Source organism: Negativibacillus massiliensis, assembly GCF_900148495.1.
Lineage (GTDB): Bacteria > Bacillota > Clostridia > Oscillospirales > Ruminococcaceae > Negativibacillus > Negativibacillus massiliensis.
On sequence record NZ_FTRU01000008.1, the window covers coordinates 607,309 to 623,995 of the forward strand.

Annotated in this window: 13 protein-coding genes; 8 read left to right on the forward strand and 5 right to left on the reverse strand. The window is 42.3% G+C overall.

Translation table 11 applies throughout. The features are described from left to right. Window positions 1-93 precede the first annotated feature (93 nt). The gene (locus BQ5375_RS08880; protein WP_022132250.1) at window positions 94-1,476 is read right to left on the reverse strand and encodes an amidohydrolase family protein; all 1,383 of its coding nucleotides are present in this window, start codon (window positions 1,474-1,476) and stop codon (window positions 94-96) included. An 18-nt stretch (window positions 1,477-1,494) separates the two neighbouring features. After that, on the reverse strand, window positions 1,495-2,889 hold the full coding sequence (locus BQ5375_RS08885; RefSeq protein WP_076917736.1) for an oxidoreductase: 1,395 nt from the start codon (window positions 2,887-2,889) through the stop codon (window positions 1,495-1,497). A gap of 155 nt (window positions 2,890-3,044) precedes the next feature. On the opposite strand from BQ5375_RS08885, the gene BQ5375_RS08890 reads away from it, so the two are divergent. After that, entirely contained in the window at window positions 3,045-3,608 is a 564-nt protein-coding gene (locus tag BQ5375_RS08890; RefSeq protein ID WP_076917737.1) for a TetR/AcrR family transcriptional regulator, read from the forward strand. Between the two features lie 126 nt (window positions 3,609-3,734). Here the strand turns inward: BQ5375_RS08890 and BQ5375_RS08895 are convergent, their stop codons facing one another. After that, window positions 3,735-6,350 carry a calcium-translocating P-type ATPase, PMCA-type gene (locus tag BQ5375_RS08895; protein ID WP_076917738.1) on the reverse strand — a complete coding sequence of 872 codons (2,616 nt, stop codon included), beginning with the start codon at window positions 6,348-6,350 and terminating at the stop codon, window positions 3,735-3,737. Window positions 6,351-6,975: 625 nt separating this feature from the next. Between BQ5375_RS08895 and BQ5375_RS08900 the strand changes: the two genes are divergently transcribed. Then, on the forward strand, window positions 6,976-7,551 hold the full coding sequence (locus BQ5375_RS08900) for a TetR/AcrR family transcriptional regulator C-terminal domain-containing protein (protein WP_022133125.1): 576 nt from the start codon (window positions 6,976-6,978) through the stop codon (window positions 7,549-7,551). 137 nt (window positions 7,552-7,688) lie between these two features. On the opposite strand, the gene BQ5375_RS08905 is transcribed toward BQ5375_RS08900, so the two are convergent. Next, complete coding sequence (locus BQ5375_RS08905) at window positions 7,689-8,618, reverse strand: hypothetical protein (protein WP_235850007.1); 930 nt, start codon at window positions 8,616-8,618, stop codon at window positions 7,689-7,691. A gap of 345 nt (window positions 8,619-8,963) precedes the next feature. Here BQ5375_RS08905 and BQ5375_RS08910 point away from each other — a divergent pair, with 345 nt between their 5' ends. Beyond that, a complete protein-coding gene (locus BQ5375_RS08910) occupies window positions 8,964-10,358 on the forward strand; it encodes a radical SAM/SPASM domain-containing protein (protein WP_076918127.1) in 1,395 nt (464 codons plus the stop codon). A gap of 210 nt (window positions 10,359-10,568) precedes the next feature. Here BQ5375_RS08910 and BQ5375_RS08915 read toward each other — a convergent pair whose 3' ends face one another. Next, on the reverse strand, window positions 10,569-11,204 hold the full coding sequence (locus BQ5375_RS08915) for an NAD(P)-dependent oxidoreductase (RefSeq protein ID WP_022132794.1): 636 nt from the start codon (window positions 11,202-11,204) through the stop codon (window positions 10,569-10,571). Between the two features lie 118 nt (window positions 11,205-11,322). Between BQ5375_RS08915 and BQ5375_RS08920 the strand changes: the two genes are divergently transcribed. From BQ5375_RS08920 to BQ5375_RS08940, 5 genes are all read left to right on the forward strand, one after another. Beyond that, window positions 11,323-11,661, forward strand: coding sequence for a winged helix-turn-helix transcriptional regulator (locus BQ5375_RS08920; protein ID WP_076917739.1), 339 nt, complete (start codon window positions 11,323-11,325; stop codon window positions 11,659-11,661). Window positions 11,662-11,765: 104 nt separating this feature from the next. Then, a complete protein-coding gene (locus BQ5375_RS08925; RefSeq protein WP_022132796.1) occupies window positions 11,766-12,452 on the forward strand; it encodes a response regulator transcription factor in 687 nt (228 codons plus the stop codon). A gap of 8 nt (window positions 12,453-12,460) precedes the next feature. Next, complete coding sequence (locus BQ5375_RS08930; protein ID WP_022132797.1) at window positions 12,461-13,498, forward strand: sensor histidine kinase; 1,038 nt, start codon at window positions 12,461-12,463, stop codon at window positions 13,496-13,498. Between the two features lie 73 nt (window positions 13,499-13,571). Next, window positions 13,572-14,255 carry an ABC transporter ATP-binding protein gene (locus BQ5375_RS08935; protein WP_022132798.1) on the forward strand — a complete coding sequence of 228 codons (684 nt, stop codon included), beginning with the start codon at window positions 13,572-13,574 and terminating at the stop codon, window positions 14,253-14,255. Then, window positions 14,252-16,573, forward strand: a complete 2,322-nt coding sequence (locus tag BQ5375_RS08940; RefSeq protein WP_076917740.1) for an ABC transporter permease — start codon at window positions 14,252-14,254, stop codon at window positions 16,571-16,573. Before BQ5375_RS08935 ends, BQ5375_RS08940 begins: the two co-directional genes overlap by 4 nt. The last annotated feature ends 114 nt before the right edge of the window (window positions 16,574-16,687 follow it).

The following is a 16,687-nucleotide window of genomic DNA, read 5'->3' on the forward strand; positions in this document are numbered from 1 at the left end:
ACGCATGTCATACACTGTCAGAAATATTGCTACTATTATGCGAGAAATGAAATTATAGGCAGCGCCTCTACAGTAGAGCGAGAAGGAACGCTCTTATTTGGATTTGATTGCCAGGTCACCCATCTTGGTTTTTGCTACGGCATCAATTTTGCCGTCAACAAATGTACCATCGATGGTATAAGCTATCTTTCCAACCGGTGTCTTCAAATCTCCCTTAAATGAGATGTTTCCATTTTCATCGATGCTGCCGCCTGTAAATTCATTTTCATTTTTCATAAAGAAGATGGTTCCTGACAGAGCATTGCCATCGATATTCAGATTAACTTTTCCGTCCATGTCGCCCATAGGGGTGGAAATGGAAACATCGTATTCATTCTTTGGCATCTGAGATGCCTCCTTTTCTTGTGTTTTAGGGGTAATCAACGGAATCTTGGTTGCATGATTATTTAAACTGTCAGTAACAGCATTAGGGCCGCCACGACGCTTGGTGGTATCAATACCAAGCAGTTTGCCCAAATTTCCGCCGAAGATCTTTCTTTTATCCTCATCAGAAAGAGGGAGATAGCCGTATTTCCACTGCAACTCCTCTGGAATCTGGAAATCCGTCAATCCAATAGATGCAGCACCGATTTGAGCACCATAACCTGCACTGTCGGTTCCCCAGATAATACGGTCAGGACCGACAAAACGAATAGCTTCTCCAAGAATATGAGCAAACTTATATGGTGCAGAGATGGCCCACGGAACTAACAAACTCAGACAGAGGTAGACATTTGGGTGTCCCAGTGCAACCATATTCATAGCATCGGTGAAAGGATAGCCCATATGGAATGCGACGATTTTGAGGTTAGGAAAGTCGCGAGCCACATCATCAATCTGGGTAGGATAGCAGTATTTACTCTTGCCTGGTGGTACCCAACTGAATCCGGCATGCAGGCAAAGAACGACACCTAATTCTTCTGCACGTTTATAGAAAGGCCATAGTTCTGGATCATTGATATAGGTGTCCTCTGGGGAGTAATATTTAAAGATCTTTGCGCCTTTATCTACCCAATATTCCATTTCCCAGATGGCATTTTGTACGCCTCTCTTTTTGATAGGAGAAATGTTTGGATTGATGATAAAGCGGTCCGGATGGGTTTGTACTGCTTTCCAGGCATCCCCATTGGTACACCAACGGCTGGAATATCCAGTAGTATCCATCATGGATTCCGGCAGGATGCAGGCTACATCCACGCCATATTTGTCCATTGCCCGGAGGATATTCTCCGGATCGGTGCTCTTTTGCAATTCCCATGGCTCAAGGGTACTCATGTATTCTGATGGGGCACCCTGTATTGTTGGACGCATGATGCCATCAATGGCGTTCCACCACATCTGTACGCCTGGGAAATGGTTGATTGGTCCCATATCACCAATGATATGACACTCTGGGTCAATTTTGAAGAACCCGTCTTCCCATACATTATGATTCATTCTGAATTGCTCCTTTCCTTAAATCTGCGGCAGTTCTGCACGTTTTTCCATAAAACGTTTTGCACGCTGATCCATCAAGCCGTCTTCTTGCCACAATTCAGGATAGTATTTTTCAAATCCAGCGGTTGGGTTGACGGTGCAGCGTGCCCATTTACCTTCAAACAAATTCATATAACACTGCTGACAGCGGCAGCATTTAACGATGTCCTGTGTTCTGCCTGCTTTTACTTTTGCAGGCCAGTAAGGATCAGCAATCGATTGACGTCCCAGAGAAATGATGTCGGTCTTGCCGCTGGCAATTGCTTCTGCAGCAACCTCCGGTGTGATAAAGTCTGGAGTGATGATTGGCAGACCACCAGAAGCTTTTTTGAAGCCCGGAGCCCACTGAGTAAATTCATTCTCACCATCTGGAGCAAAGCCTTTTCCGAAAGCTTCATAGCTGCCTTGGGAGACATTGATAAAGTTAGCTCCTGCTTCAGACAGCAGTTTGACAACTTTGCAGGCTTCCTCGTGGTCAAGTCCATCATTCATATATTCGTTGCCGGAGATACGTACGCCAAGTGCTTTGTCTGGACCGACTTTTTTGCGGATTCGCTCGATGATATTGGTTACAATACGGCAGCGGTTTTCAGTGTTGCCGCCATACATATCTTCACGCAGATTAGAGCGAGGCGATAAAAATTGATGCAGTAAATAACCGTGTGGGGTATGAAGCTCAATACCATCGAATCCAAGACCGTACAAAGCGATTGCCTGTTCTACCATAAAGTCTTCAATCTGTTCAATTTCGCGGATGGTCAGTTCTCTTGGAGTTTCGCCATAAGCGACATGGTAGAGTTCTCCGCCATTCTTTTCCATGAAATCACGAATATATGGACGAAGTTTGTCATACTCTTCGTCCGACATATTTTGGATAGCTTCCAGTCCACCAAAGTTATTGACAATACCTCCAAATCCCAGACGGGTTGCCTGGCGCAGCCAGCCCTTGGTGATATGACGGAAATCCATTTCCATCGGCACAGCGGAAGGTGCACCTGAAGCGATGCTCTTATGTCCTGGCTGTGGGTGACCCTGACGTCCCCAGCCAGGAGAAAGCTGTGCAAAAATCTTAGCTCCTTTGTAAGAGTGAACTACATCGGCAACCTGGCTGATGTGTCGGTATTTGTCCTGAGCATCACACAGAAGAGGATTGAGGCTGTCGCTTCCTCTCCATGGATATGGATTTGCTACGATGCACTCGGTGATGATCAGACCAAAACCACCTCTGGCGCGGGTTGCATACCATGCGTTGGTCTGTTCGGATGCAAATCCCATCGGGCCGGTGTAGCCCATGTTCATAGGTGACATGGCAATTCGGTTTTTCAGTTCGACGTTACCGATTTGGATGGGTTCAAACAAAATGTCTGTACTCAATGTAAGGTACCTCCTTCATTTGGATGATTGATTTATCTTCTGAAACACAGTATAATAGTTCTAAAGCTATTTCACAATGTACAATTTTGAGTATAATATATAAAATCATACACGTGTATCAAAAATGTACTGTTTCTAAGAAAGAAAGGGAAAATATGAAGGAATATAGAAGCTCCATTCGCTCCAAAAAGATGATTCGTTCGGCAATGATTGAACTATTAGCAGAAAAGGACATTTCAAAAATCACAGTGGTTGACATTATAGGAAAAGCTGATTTAAGCCGGAATACATTTTACGCTCATTATCAGGATATTTACGCTGTTCTTGAAGAATTAGAAGATGATTTTCTTTCAGAAATGAACCGTTGCTTGGATGAGGCTGTTCATAACAGAGAATTTTTTGACCCTCTTCCGTTGTTGCGAAAATTTCAGCATTTTGTAGAGGACAGTGTAGAAACCAACAGACTGCTTCTTGCCAATCAAAATGCTGCTGCTTTTTGCGAAAAAATAAAGCGGGTTTTTATCAAAAGAGTTATGGAAAATCTGCCAACCACTGGGGTAAAGGACAGAGAAGGGTTCTTAATTTTTCTGGAATGTGTTGCAGGCGGTTTTGTTAGCTTATATCAAAAAAGTTTGAACAAAGAATCGACATTGACTTTGGACGAGATCACATCAGAAATCAGTCAGATATACACATGGGGTTTGAAAAAATATATGTAATCATGAGATTGGAAGGATAATTCTATTGCAAGAAACAAAAATAAAATTTGCATAGAGCAGTGTGTTAGACATAAAAAAAGGGGGGATAGCCAATTCGGCAATCCCCCTGGATGCTAATATATGCATTTAATGTTGATGCTTGATTAATCCACAAGCTTTTGAAAATTCCATTACAACTACTGGGATCAGCGACAGGCACAGTCCGAGCAGATAAGTTTTCCATGGCAGGACAACTAATCCAAAAGCAACGCGTATTGGTGTAAAGATAACCAGCGCCACCAACAGGAAGGATACAAGGCAGGCCCAGTTTAATTTGTGGTTGCTGAATGGTCCGATTCGGAACAGGGAGTGTTCGGAGCGCATATTAAATGCCTGTATGATCTGTGACAGAGCAAGGACCATAAAGGCCATTGTCTGACCGCCGGCTTCCTGTCCAACAGCATTTTCACCCATAACGAAAGCAATCAGTGTCAGGATAGAGAACATAATTCCTTGAAGGACAATTCGAATTCCCAAGCCATGTGCAAAGATCCCTTCATCTTTTGGACGAGGTTTTTGATTCATAACATCTGATTCTACCGCTTCCATACCAAGAGCAATTGCAGGCAGGCTATCGGTTACCAGATTGATCCATAAAAGCTGCATAGAAAGCAGTGGGGTCTTGTGCCAGAGAAGCATCGCAGTGAAGACAGTGATTACTTCTCCAATATTGGTTCCCAAGAGAAAGCCAACAACCTTACGGATATTAGCATAAATACCGCGTCCTTCCCGGATAGCATCCACAATTGTGGCAAAATTATCATCGGTCAAGGTCATATCCGCAGCGCCTTTGGCAACATCTGTTCCGGTGATTCCCATGGCACAGCCAATATCTGCAGCTTTTAAGGCAGGAGCATCATTGACACCATCACCCGTCATGGACACCACCTGACCTTTACGCTGCCATGCTTTGACGATACGGATCTTGTTTTCTGGGGAAACACGAGCATAGACAGATATCTGTTCTACTTCATGGTCCAGCTGTGTGTCCGTCATGGCATCCAGTTGTGCACCAGTGATAGCTTTATCACCGGATTTCATGATACCAAGATCCTTGGCAATGGCAGAGGCTGTTACGACATGGTCACCGGTAATCATTACCGGTTTGATTCCTGCTTTGCGGCAGAGTTCCACAGCAGCTTTTGCTTCTGGACGCGGTGGATCGATCATTCCAACTAATCCCATCAATGTCAAGCCACATTCCAATTCTTCTGAGGTGGGGTGTTGGGGAACAGTGTCGATTTCTTTATATGCAATAGCCAGAACACGGAGGGCATCGGCGCTCATCTTTTCCACAATTTCCTTTGCTGCATCCAGGTTGCCAGATGTGCAGCGAGGAGCCATCATATCGAAAGCACCTTTGACGATCACCACATTTTTTCCGTTTATCTGATTAACTGTTGTCATCAGTTTTCGATCTGAATCAAAAGGAAGTTCAGCAAGGCGAGGATACTGCTGATTCAATGTTTCTTTCGACATTCCGCTTTTATGTGCAGCATAAACAATGGCTGTTTCGGTAGGATCTCCTATATGCTGTTCCTCATTGTCGCGAAAGATGACTGTACCATCGCAACAAAGGCTGGCATATTGCAGCAGCTGACGTACCTCTGCAGAGTTTTGTGTGTTGATTTCTTCAATAGAGGGAGCACCATCGACATATGCTTTTACCAAAGTCATGCGGTTTTGGGTCAGAGTACCGGTCTTATCAGAACAGATAACAGAAGCACTTCCCAGCGTTTCTACAGCAGGGAGGCGTCGAACCAAAGCATTTTTCTTAACCATTCGCTGGACACCAATGGAAAGAACGATGGTTACAATCGCAGGCAGTCCTTCCGGGATAGCGGAAACAGCAAGGGAAACAGCTGTCATAAAAATTTCCATAGGAGGAATTCCGCTGGACAGTCCAACAATAAAAATAATACCGCAGGCAGCCAGTGCCAGAATGCCAAGATACTTACCTAACTGAGCCAACTTCTTCTGCAAAGGAGTCTGGGTGTCGCCTTCATTGTCCAACAGATTTGCGATCTTGCCCATTTCTGTGTTCATTCCGGTAGCGGTTACAACAGCAACAGCAGTTCCATAAGTGATAGAACAGCCGGAGAATACCATGTTGCTTCGGTCGCCTAAAGGAGCGTTTTCCAGAACAATCGCCTCTGCATCCTTTTCAGAAGGAACAGATTCGCCTGTCAGGGCAGACTCCTCGCTTTTTAGACTAACACTTTTTAACAATCTTGCATCAGCAGGGATAAAGTCACCAGCTTCCAGTCGAATTATATCGCCGGGAACTAGCTGTGCTGCGTCAATGATGCTTTCTTTACCATCGCGGATTACTCTTGCATGTGGTGCAGATAGATTTTTGAGTGCATCCAAAGCCTTTTCTGCTTTACTTTCTTGCATGACGCCCATGATAGCGTTCAGAACCACAATGAGCAGAATCAGAAGTGGCTCAAAAAATTCTTTTGGCTGTCCCTCCACACATGCGATGACAAAGGAAATCGCGGCAGCGGCCAGCAGAATCAGAATCATAACGTCTTTAAATTGTGCCAAAAAGCGTTGAAAGTTACTTTTTCTTTTCTTTCCCTTCAGTTTGTTTTCGCCAAATTGAGCAATTCTATTCTGCACTTGATCCGAACGCAAACCGGATGTAAGATCAGATTCCAGTTCCTGTATCACCTCAGATGGTGAAGCATGATAAAATGTCATTGACAAATACCTCCTTGATTGTTTGTTGACAAGAAAATTGTAATGCAAGTCTTGGATTATGTCATGGGGCAAAGCTTTTCAGGCGTCGGACTTTTTCCCTCAAAAGAATGTTTGTTACATTTTTAGACAAGAAGATGAATTTGTCCTATCCGGTATAAGAACATTGCTTTGGCTTGTTATAGATGCGGTACGATTACGATAATCTTTATGCCATATCGTGGGACAAAACAACAAAATTGTCCAACAATCAAACGAGTATTTTTGTTGTGAAAGAGAGAAAAAAGGAATATAATAGGAATATAAGGGAGTAGTCAGCACTATTCGGTGTGATAATACCAACATCCTGGATATTTCCTGGTATTATTTTAAATGACGAGACTTATCTGTATCGACAGGTAAGTCTTATTTTTTTATCTGTCGGGAGAAAAACTCTAAAAATTGGGAATAGGAGATTACTGGATGAGTACAATCAGGATAATTGTGCATATCCATGAAATTGATATGCTTTGACAGGACTCCCTTGTGTTTTTTATGAGACAGACTTTACAGGAAAATGATTTTGTCCCTATGGGTTATAACTTTGCTGGACAATACGGGAATATTGCAATTTGGAAGGAGGCAAACTATGGCAGATTCCAATATTACAAAACATGCATTGGCGACGGCTCTTCGTGAGCTGATGACAGAACTGCCATTTGAAAAAATCAACGTGGCACATATTTGTGAACGTTGTGGTATGAATCGCAAAAGTTTTTATTATCACTTTAAAGATAAATATGATTTGGTAAACTGGATCTTTGATACAGAGATTATTTTTCTTGTGAGGGATGAAGACTTAGAAACCAGTTATGAGAAGCATTGGGAATTCATAGAGAAAATATGCTTCTATTTCTATGAGAATCATGCCTTTTACCGCAAAGCACTTCAAATCCAAGGGCAAAATTCTTTTGCAGATCATTTCCGAGAATATATCAGACCGCTTTTAAGTGCCCGGCTTGCTTATTTATATGCGAATGAACCGATTGATGAGTTCGCTCTGGATTTTTTTACCGATGCAATTGTGTGTACGGTAGAACGGTGGTTATTGAAAAAAGATTGTTTGCCTCCAGAGCAGTTTGTAGAAAAGATTAAATCATTGACTGAAAAAGGTGCAGCATCCATCTATCGGGAGATGACACAGGAAAAAGATAAGATATCTTAAGAGTTTTTTGTTTTTCAAACAATATAAAAAAAGCAAAGTAAATAACAAAAAAGCGATTATAAAAAACCAACAGCGCGCTATCATTTGACAGTGCGCTGTTGGTTTTTATTTTTTGTCCGGACAGAAGAGGGGAGATATCATTGTAGTGTATGCTGGACATTTTTTTTCGGATTTGCTTTTTTCATGAGATTTGTCAAGCTGCATTGAAACAAATTACCACAAACGTTGTCTGTATGATTTGCACCATGCACATTTCCCTGACCATCGATGAACATACAACAAGCATCGTCCGAAATAATTTTATCCAAACTTCGAGTGTCATCATAGAGTTCCCAAGGTAAGGTCTGGAAATATTGTTTGTTTCTTGCTTGTACAGAAGCCTGATAAACCAGCTGACGCGTCTTATCAGGACAGTCTGGTTGTGGGATCAGGACAGTAAAGATAGGATGAAGCTGCTGCGCATCACGGAACAGTTCCCCATTGGTAATAGATTCTGCGTCCTCTGATGAATATGAGTAAAAAACAGAATATGGCAGCCCTGCGTCTCTCAGCATAGCACACGCTTCATCAGCATCGTCATTATAGCGGAGTATCAGCATAAGATGTTTGATTTGTGAGACCTTTTCCAAGAAGATAGGCGTTATAAATTTTGGATCACAAAAGAGGAAAAATGCACTGTCAGGGTGTTCCTGCACCAGTGGAAGAATTTTCAATGAATTTGCCTGTGTAAAAAGCATCCAGGAATAAATACCGAGTTCTTCTCCTTCTTTAATCGCCTCGTGATACTGATTCAAATGTTCCAGACATTCAGGTTGATCCATTTGGAAGAAAATAACCCAAGGAATATTAAACCCCAATACGTTTTCGTTTGTACGGATATGCTGTGCACCCCAAGTAAAGCTGTTGTAGCCAAGGTTCATTCCAAATTTGATCAGATGCTCCGTTTCAATATGATTTGTTGCGTTATAGATCAAGTCATAGTAAGCACTGTTTTCATTCTCCAGCATTGTGTGGGCAGCCTCAAAAAAACGGCTTTGGAATCTTCCTTTGGAAAATTGCAAAGCCATATCTACCAAGTTCCGGATGCTTCTTTTGGGGTCCTCTTTCAAGCTTTTTAAGGTCTGCCGGACGGTTGTTTCGATGATGATTTTTGACATGCTGTTTTCCATATTGAATCTCCTTCCGAAGATACAATGACAATTGAATAGTCATATTGAGATATTGGTTTTAGATAAGAAAATCATATACCGTTGCGCCGATTGAAACAATAGACAATCACAGCTTTGTGTCCCAAAAAGTAACGGAGAGGATGGGGTGTCACGTTTTTTGACTGGCACGCTTTTGTGTCCCGTGACTTTTTATATATGGTTTTCTATAATATTGCCAAACAGCCAATGCAAGGCACAGAAAGGATGAATTATATGAATCTAATAAAAGATAGTATGCAAAATTTTGCAGTGAATCAGGCCCTCAACTATATCGAAGGAAACCCAGAGGAGAATATTCCAAAGCTGATGGATCTGGTGGATCGATTTACCCCTGAAGGTTGGTATCAAAGCCAGAGAGATACCATTCGCAAAGTAATTGATGAAAAGAATAACTGGTATCAGTTGATCCTCCGGGTATATGAACTCGATCCCGGTGTCCGTAGAGCTTTCTTCCAGAACTTCCTCTTTAATGCTAGCTTAAAAGGAAGTGCCACACAGGAAGAAACCAGTGCAAAAGAAAACTGCAACGTTCCTTGGGCAATTCTGCTTGATCCAACCTCTGCGTGCAATATGCATTGTACCGGATGCTGGGCCGCTGAATATGGCAATCAGCTTAACTTGAGTCTGGAAACCATCGATTCTATCATTTGCCAGGGTAAAAAACTGGGAACTTATATGTACATTTATACTGGAGGAGAACCTTTGGTACGTAAGGCAGATTTGATCAAGATCTGCCAAATGCATCCGGATTGCGAATTTTTGTCTTTTACCAACGGCACTTTGATCGATGAGGATTTTTGCCAGGAAATGCTGAAGGTTAAAAACTTTGTTCCAGCAATTTCGCTGGAAGGATTTGAGGAAGCTAACGATTCTCGTCGAGGAACAGGTGCATACCAGAAGGTTCAAAAGGCGATGGAATTGCTGAAAAAACATCATCTGCCGTTCGGTATCTCCACCTGTTATACCAGCCATAATTATGCCGATGTTACAAGTGAGAAATTTTTCGACTATATCATCGACAGTGGTGCGTTGTTTGTTTGGTTCTTCCATTACATGCCGGTCGGAAACGATGCGGCTGTGGAACTGCTTCCATCTCCTGAACAGAGGGAGGAAGTATACCATCGTATTCGTGCTTTCCGTCAAACAAAAGCAATTTTCTCCATGGATTTCCAAAATGATGCTCAGTATGTGGGAGGATGTATTGCCGGTGGTCGCCGCTATCTCCATATCAATGCAAAAGGTGATGTGGAGCCGTGCGTATTTATCCATTATTCCAACTGCAACATTCATGAAACCAGCCTTCTGGATGCCCTCAAGAGTCCATTGTTTATGGCTTATCACAACAATCAACCATTTAATCAAAATATGCTTCGTCCTTGTCCTATGTTGGAGAATCCAGAAGCATTAAGAGGAATGGTAAAAGCAACAGGAGCTACCAGCACGGATTATCAAAGTCCTGAAAGTGTGGACCATCTTTGCGACAAAACGACGCCGTATGCAAAAAACTGGATTGAAACTGCTGACAAACTTTGGTCTGGTTGTACCAACTGCACCGGGTGTAGCAAAAAAGAGGATAACAAATTATTAAATGCCGATTGATGCTGATAATGTTGGTTATATAGGTAATGTACTTATCAAAATAGCGGAAAAATAATAGAGACTTAAGAAAACAGGATAGGTTGAGAGGGTCCTGTTTTTGTTAAAGGTAATAAAGAGGCGACAGCTTTTTTGCTGTCGCCTTTTGTTTATCTATCAGAAGAGATGACAATATAACGCATAATAATCTTAACAGCAAATCAGTTTTATATATTAACTTCCAATAATCGGCATCGACCGAATAAATCGGTCATCATGGAGTTGTTCAGCCATAAATGCGCCAATATCTTTTCGAGAAATGCTGAATTTCATTTTTACATCGCCAAATCCTGTTTTTACTTTGCCTGTATACGGGGTATCTTTCGGAGCCATAAATCGAATCAGGGTCCACTCTAGCTCCGATGTTTGAAGCAGCTGCCCGATTGCTACCATTTCTTTTTTTGCCTGAGGAAAGGCAATTCCAGCAAGGATGCTAGGTGCAACTGTTATTAATGACTTTTTGTCCTGTTCAAAACGGATACTGGGTGTTCCCCAGTCTATGAATCTTTTTACACCCTGTTCCTTCATTGCCTGAATCAGGATTTTATGTCCTTCCAGTGACTGCATGACAGGGTATTTTCGTTTCATAGGAATACCAACACACCAGATGACAGCGTTTTGTCCTGATAAGGCTTTGGTTATCTTTTCCTTGTCCGTTATTTGACCTTGGGTGAGAGTCAGATGATCACTAGTTATTTGTACTTTTTCAGGATGACGAACATAAGCAGTTACATGATGTCCGTCTTGAAGGGCATATTCAACAGCCCATTTTCCAATTCCACCTGATGCACCCAAAATCAATACATTCATAACATCACTCCATTCATTCTTGCGTTTACATGAATAAGTATATGATGTATAATCAATAGTATCAAGTACGGTATTTTTTAATAGGTACTATCAAAAATAATAGTATTGGGGTGTTAACGTGGAACAATTTCATGAAATCGATATTACGAATTGCCCAGTAGCAAGTGTTCAGAAAATAATACGTGGAAAATGGTCGATGGTTATTATTTATTTCCTTTATCACGAAACCCTGCGCTTTAGCCAATTGAAACGAAAAATGCCTCAGGTTACGGAGGCAAACCTGACAAAAGAACTTCGCATGCTGGAGCAATATGGCTTGGTGCACCGGGAAATCTACCGTGAGGTACCACCCAGAGTAGAGTATTCTTTAACAGAAATTGGACGAAAATTTGTTCCTGTTTTAGAGGCGTTGGAGCAATGGGCAATAGAATATGAGCAGGAGCGGAAAATGCTGTGATATTTTATCACTATTCCATGCTCAAAATTGAAAAAGTTATATTTTTATAATAAGGAAATAGGACCATAAAAGGTGAAATGCTCATGTAGGAGATGATGAAAAATATGAAACGAATTTTCTTTGTGGAAGATGATCTTAGTTTAATCAACGGACTGTCTTTTGCCATGAAAAAGCAAGGGTATGAGGTGGATGTTTCCCGAACAAGCTTGGAAGCAGAGCAGCTGTGGATGGACGGAAAATATGATTTGGTCATTTTAGATGTGTCTCTGCCAGATGGCTCCGGTTACGATTTGTGCAGAAAAATTCGTCAGACTTCCAAGGTTCCGATTATCTTTCTAACAGCGGCGGATGAAGAAACAGATATTATCATGGGGCTTGATATTGGCGGTGACGATTATATCACAAAACCTTTTAAATTAGCAGTATTCCTGTCAAGGGTTCATGCGTTATTGCGCAGAAGTGAAAACTTTTATCTATCCGATGCGGAGCTTAACTCAAACGGAATTACAGTCCAGCGATTAAAACATGAAGTATATAAAGGCAGCAGGCAGATTGACCTGACAGCGAATGAATATAAACTGCTTTGCTTGTTTATGGAAAATCCCAACATTGTCCTTTCCGCGGAGCAGATTTTGAGTAAGCTTTGGGATTGCGAGGAAAACTATATCGATAACAGCACCTTAACGGTTTATATTCGCAGATTGCGCACAAAAATCGAGGATGATCCCAGCAATCCGCAAAAGATTGTCACAATCCGCCGGATGGGTTATAAGTGGAATGTAACAGAATGAGGTGTGCTATGCGAATTTTGGCAAATCGAAAAACCAAACACCTTTTCTGGCAGATAGCATTGCTTATCGCTGGTTTTTCCTCTATTTCTATTGTTTCTGTCAGTCTGCAATGGGAGTATTCTGTGTGGTGTGTTTTGGTATCTGCCATTTTGATGGGAGTTTTTATTGTTGCGGCTTTGTACCTGTATTTTAGAAAACAGGATCAGATCATAGAAAATGCGGTAACGCAGATACGAGAGTATCTTTCCGGTAATCAGGATGCCCGAATTGACTGTGATGAAGAGGGTGAACTGTACCGCCTCTTTCACGAGGTCAATTCTCTGGCTGCAATTTTGAATGCTCATGCAGAAAATGAAGGCAGAGCAAAGTACTTTTTGAAAGATACCATATCCAACATCTCGCATCAGTTAAAAACACCCCTTGCTGCACTGAATATCTATAACGGACTTCTTCAGGAAGAGTCTAAGGATTTTCCTGAAATCAAAGAGTTTACCGACCTTTCTGAACAGGAACTGGATAGGATGGAAGCATTGGTACAAAATCTCCTGAAAATGGCAAAGCTGGATTCCGGAACAATCGTACTGGAAAAGACAATGGAAAATCTTTCCGAAATGATGGACTGTGTTCAAAGAAACTTTACCTATCAGGCCCAGCAGGAGGAAAAAAAGCTGATCTTTTGCGGCGACGATACGGTTACTTTGCTATGTGACCGTATTTGGCTGATGGAAGCTGTCAGCAACCTTGTCAAAAATGCTTTTGCCCATACCAAAGCTGGGGATACAATCTCCATCCAGTGGAAACAATTTGCATCGATTGTTCAGCTGGTTGTTCAAAATAATGGCAGTGGAATCCATCCAGAGGATCTTCCTCATGTTTTCAAACGATTTTATCGCAGCCGTTTTTCCAAAGATACACAGGGCGTTGGTTTGGGCTTGCCGTTGACAAAGGCAATCGTGGAAGCTCACAGCGGCACAATTGAGATTGACAGTGATCTGGGCAGGGGTACGACTTTTACCATCAATTTTTTGATTCCTACAAAATTGTAGGCTGGGTGTCATGTCACGGTAGGATTGTTATGTTACTCTTTCCGTAACAAAAAAGAAAGAGGTGTTTAGCTTCATGAACTTGTTAGAGGTGAAGGAACTTTCCAAAACATACGGAAGAGGAGAAACTGCCGTACACGCGCTGAAAGCAGCAAGTTTTTCTGTTCCGAAAGGAGAATTTGTCGCGATTGTCGGCGAGTCCGGTTCTGGTAAAAGCACATTACTAAATCTGATTGGTGCATTGGACACCCCCACATCTGGTAAAGTGTTTGTTGACGGCAAAGATATTTTTGCAATGAAAGATCGCAATCTGACAGTATTTCGACGCAGGAATATCGGTTTTGTTTTTCAGAGCTTCAATCTGATTCCAGAACTGACCGTCGAGCAGAATATCATTTTCCCAGTACTGCTGGACTATCAAAAGCCAAATCAAAAGTATCTGGAAGAGTTGTTGAATGTACTGAATTTGACAGAACGGCGGAAGCATCTGCCAAGCCAGTTGTCTGGCGGCCAACAGCAGCGTGTAGCAATCGGGCGTGCCCTGATGACGCGTCCCTCTTTGATTTTGGCAGATGAGCCAACCGGAAATCTGGATACCCAGAACAGCAGTGAGGTTATTGCGCTGCTCAAAGAAGCATCCAGAAAATATGAGCAAACGATTGTGATGATCACACACAGCAAAAGCATCGCTCAGACGGCAGACCGTATTTTGCAGGTATCTGATGGAGTGCTGACTGACTTTGGGAGGTGCCGAGAATGAAAAGTTATCTCAGTCTGATTCCCATTTCAGCCAAAGTACGAAAGAGACAAAATCGGATGACGCTATTATGTATCATCATTTCTGTGCTGTTGGTTACCATGATTTTCAGCATGGCAGATATGGCGATCCGCATGGAGAAAATGCGGGTGATAGAAGAACACGGAAACTGGCATATCATGTTAAAGGAACCATCGGAGCAACTGACGGAACAAATCACACAGCGAACGGATGTGGCAGCCTTCTCCCGCTATGATGGACTCAATTTTGATCTGTCTGAAGATTACACCATCCATGAAAAGAGCTGTGTCGTCGTAGGTGCTGACGAAGCCATTTTGACAGAAATCTATAACAACCTGACGGAAGGACATTACCCTGAAAAATCGGATGAAATCCTGCTTTCCAACCGTGCAAAGGAGCAGCTTTCCCTGAATATTGGGGATGCAGTGACCCTGTGCACACCAGCTGGAGATTTTAACTATACGATTTCTGGCTTTGGGGGAGATGTTACCATCAGTACAAATGCTGATGTTGTGGGTGCTTTACTGAACTGGGACGCTTTTCAAAGTCTTGCCAGAGCAGAAGGAAGTAAGCTTCAACCGGTTTGCTTTGTACAGTTTGATGAGAATGTCAACGTTCGCAAAGTGATTGCCGAGCTGCGCCAGACCTATGGTTTGTCCGATGATACCTTGTCCGAAAATACAGCTTTGATGGGATTAACAGGGTTCAGCAGTGATTCTTATGTGATGGGAATGTACCTGGTAGCGGCAATCCTGTTTGCACTGGTTTTGGCAGCAGGAGTCTTTATGATTGCGGGAAGCCTCAACAGCAGAACTGCAGAACGAACACAATTTTTTGGAATGCTTCGCTGCATTGGAGCAAGTCGGGTACAAATTATGCATATCGTCAGACTGGAAGCGCTCTATTGGTGTAAAACAGCGGTTCCAATCGGTGTAGGAATTGGAATTGTAGGTACCTGGATTCTTTGTGGATTGCTCAGGTTTTGTGCGGGCAGTGAGTTTGTACAGATTCCTCTGTTTGGGATTAGTTTAGTAGGTATTTTCAGCGGCGTTGTTGTCGGCGTTTTGACCGTGCTGTTATCTTCCATTTCACCCGCAAGGCGGGCAGCAGGAGTTTCTCCGGTTGCAGCAGTTACCGGCAATCTTTCCGAAAGAGGAAAGATATCCCGACCAATCAAAAGAAGCTTTTTAAAAATTGAAACAACCTTGGGAATTCATCATGCGATATCTTCGCACAAAAATCTGTTTCTCATGACAGGCTCTTTTGCATTGAGTATTATTATGATTTTGAGTTTTTCTGTTTTGGTACAATGGGTTCAGATGGTACTCAATCCATTAAAGCCATGGGCACCGGATGTCTTTTACAGCAGCCCGGACAATCTGTGTGAAATTGAAAAAAGCTTTGTCGCAGAGGTAGAAAGTCTCCCATATGTAAAGCGGGTATTTGGGCGGATGTATCAAAGTCTTCCAGCAGAATATGAAGGAAAATCGGGACAAATTGATTTGATTTCCTATGAAAACCAGCAGTTTCAGTGGGCAGAAGAAGATTTGGTTGCAGGAAATATCGAAGCTGTCAGTGAAAGCAACGGTGTATTAACAGTTTTTGATAAAAGCAACTCTTTGCAGGTAGGTGATACCATTCAACTGGAACAAACAGAACTTACGGTAGCTGGAGTTTTGAAGGACAGTCCCTTTGATACATCAGATCAACCAACGGTAATTTGTTCTGAGAAAACGTTTGAGGAAATTACCGGTGAAGATGCCTATGCGATTCTGGATGTACAGCTGTCCAAAGATGCAACAGCACAGGATGTCAAGGAGCTTTATACATTGGCGGATGGAAAATATCACTTTTATGATAGACTGGAACAAAACAAAGATACACAAAATACCTATTATATGTTCTGCTTGTTTGTTTATGGATTCTTAGCAGTGATCACATTGATTACCATTATCCATACGGTAAACAGTATTTCGATGAGTGTGTCTGCAAGGACAAAGCAATACGGAGCTATGCGGGCAGTGGGAATGGACAGCTTACAAATTAAGAAGATGATTACCACAGAAGCCGCCACATACACAGCACTTGGACTGTTTGCAGGCTGTGGTTTGGGTTTGCCGCTGCATTATTTTCTCTATTCGCAGATGATTACCAATTATTGGGGAACAGCATGGCAGGTTCCTTTTGCATCCATTGGAGGAATCCTGATACTGCTTGTGTTCACTGCTCTTCTTGCACCGCTTGCCCCTGCAAAGAGGATTTGCAATATGGCAGTGTCCGAAACCATTAATGAACTGTGATTCATATTTTATTGATGAAACAACGGGTTTGATTTCTCAAACCCGTTGTTTTTTTTGTGCTTAAGGTCGCTTAACGCAAAGGCAAAATGATTTTCCGCAGATTTACTTTCTCAA

Excerpts from the sequence above, each read along its gene's own strand:
- BQ5375_RS08935 (WP_022132798.1), top strand. The coding sequence starts at position 13,572 with ATGAACTTGTTAGAGGTGAAGGAACTTTCCAAAACATACGGAAGAGGA.
- BQ5375_RS08910 (WP_076918127.1), top strand. The coding sequence starts at position 8,964 with ATGAATTATATGAATCTAATAAAAGATAGTATGCAAAATTTTGCAGTG.
- BQ5375_RS08890 (WP_076917737.1), top strand. The coding sequence starts at position 3,045 with ATGAAGGAATATAGAAGCTCCATTCGCTCCAAAAAGATGATTCGTTCG.
- BQ5375_RS08930 (WP_022132797.1), top strand. The coding sequence starts at position 12,461 with ATGCGAATTTTGGCAAATCGAAAAACCAAACACCTTTTCTGGCAGATA.
- BQ5375_RS08880 (WP_022132250.1), bottom strand. The coding sequence starts at position 1,476 with ATGAATCATAATGTATGGGAAGACGGGTTCTTCAAAATTGACCCAGAG.
- BQ5375_RS08900 (WP_022133125.1), top strand. The coding sequence starts at position 6,976 with ATGGCAGATTCCAATATTACAAAACATGCATTGGCGACGGCTCTTCGT.
- BQ5375_RS08895 (WP_076917738.1), bottom strand. The coding sequence starts at position 6,350 with ATGACATTTTATCATGCTTCACCATCTGAGGTGATACAGGAACTGGAA.
- BQ5375_RS08905 (WP_235850007.1), bottom strand. The coding sequence starts at position 8,618 with ATGGCTTTGCAATTTTCCAAAGGAAGATTCCAAAGCCGTTTTTTTGAG.
- BQ5375_RS08915 (WP_022132794.1), bottom strand. The coding sequence starts at position 11,204 with ATGAATGTATTGATTTTGGGTGCATCAGGTGGAATTGGAAAATGGGCT.
- BQ5375_RS08940 (WP_076917740.1), top strand. The coding sequence starts at position 14,252 with ATGAAAAGTTATCTCAGTCTGATTCCCATTTCAGCCAAAGTACGAAAG.
- BQ5375_RS08925 (WP_022132796.1), top strand. The coding sequence starts at position 11,766 with ATGAAACGAATTTTCTTTGTGGAAGATGATCTTAGTTTAATCAACGGA.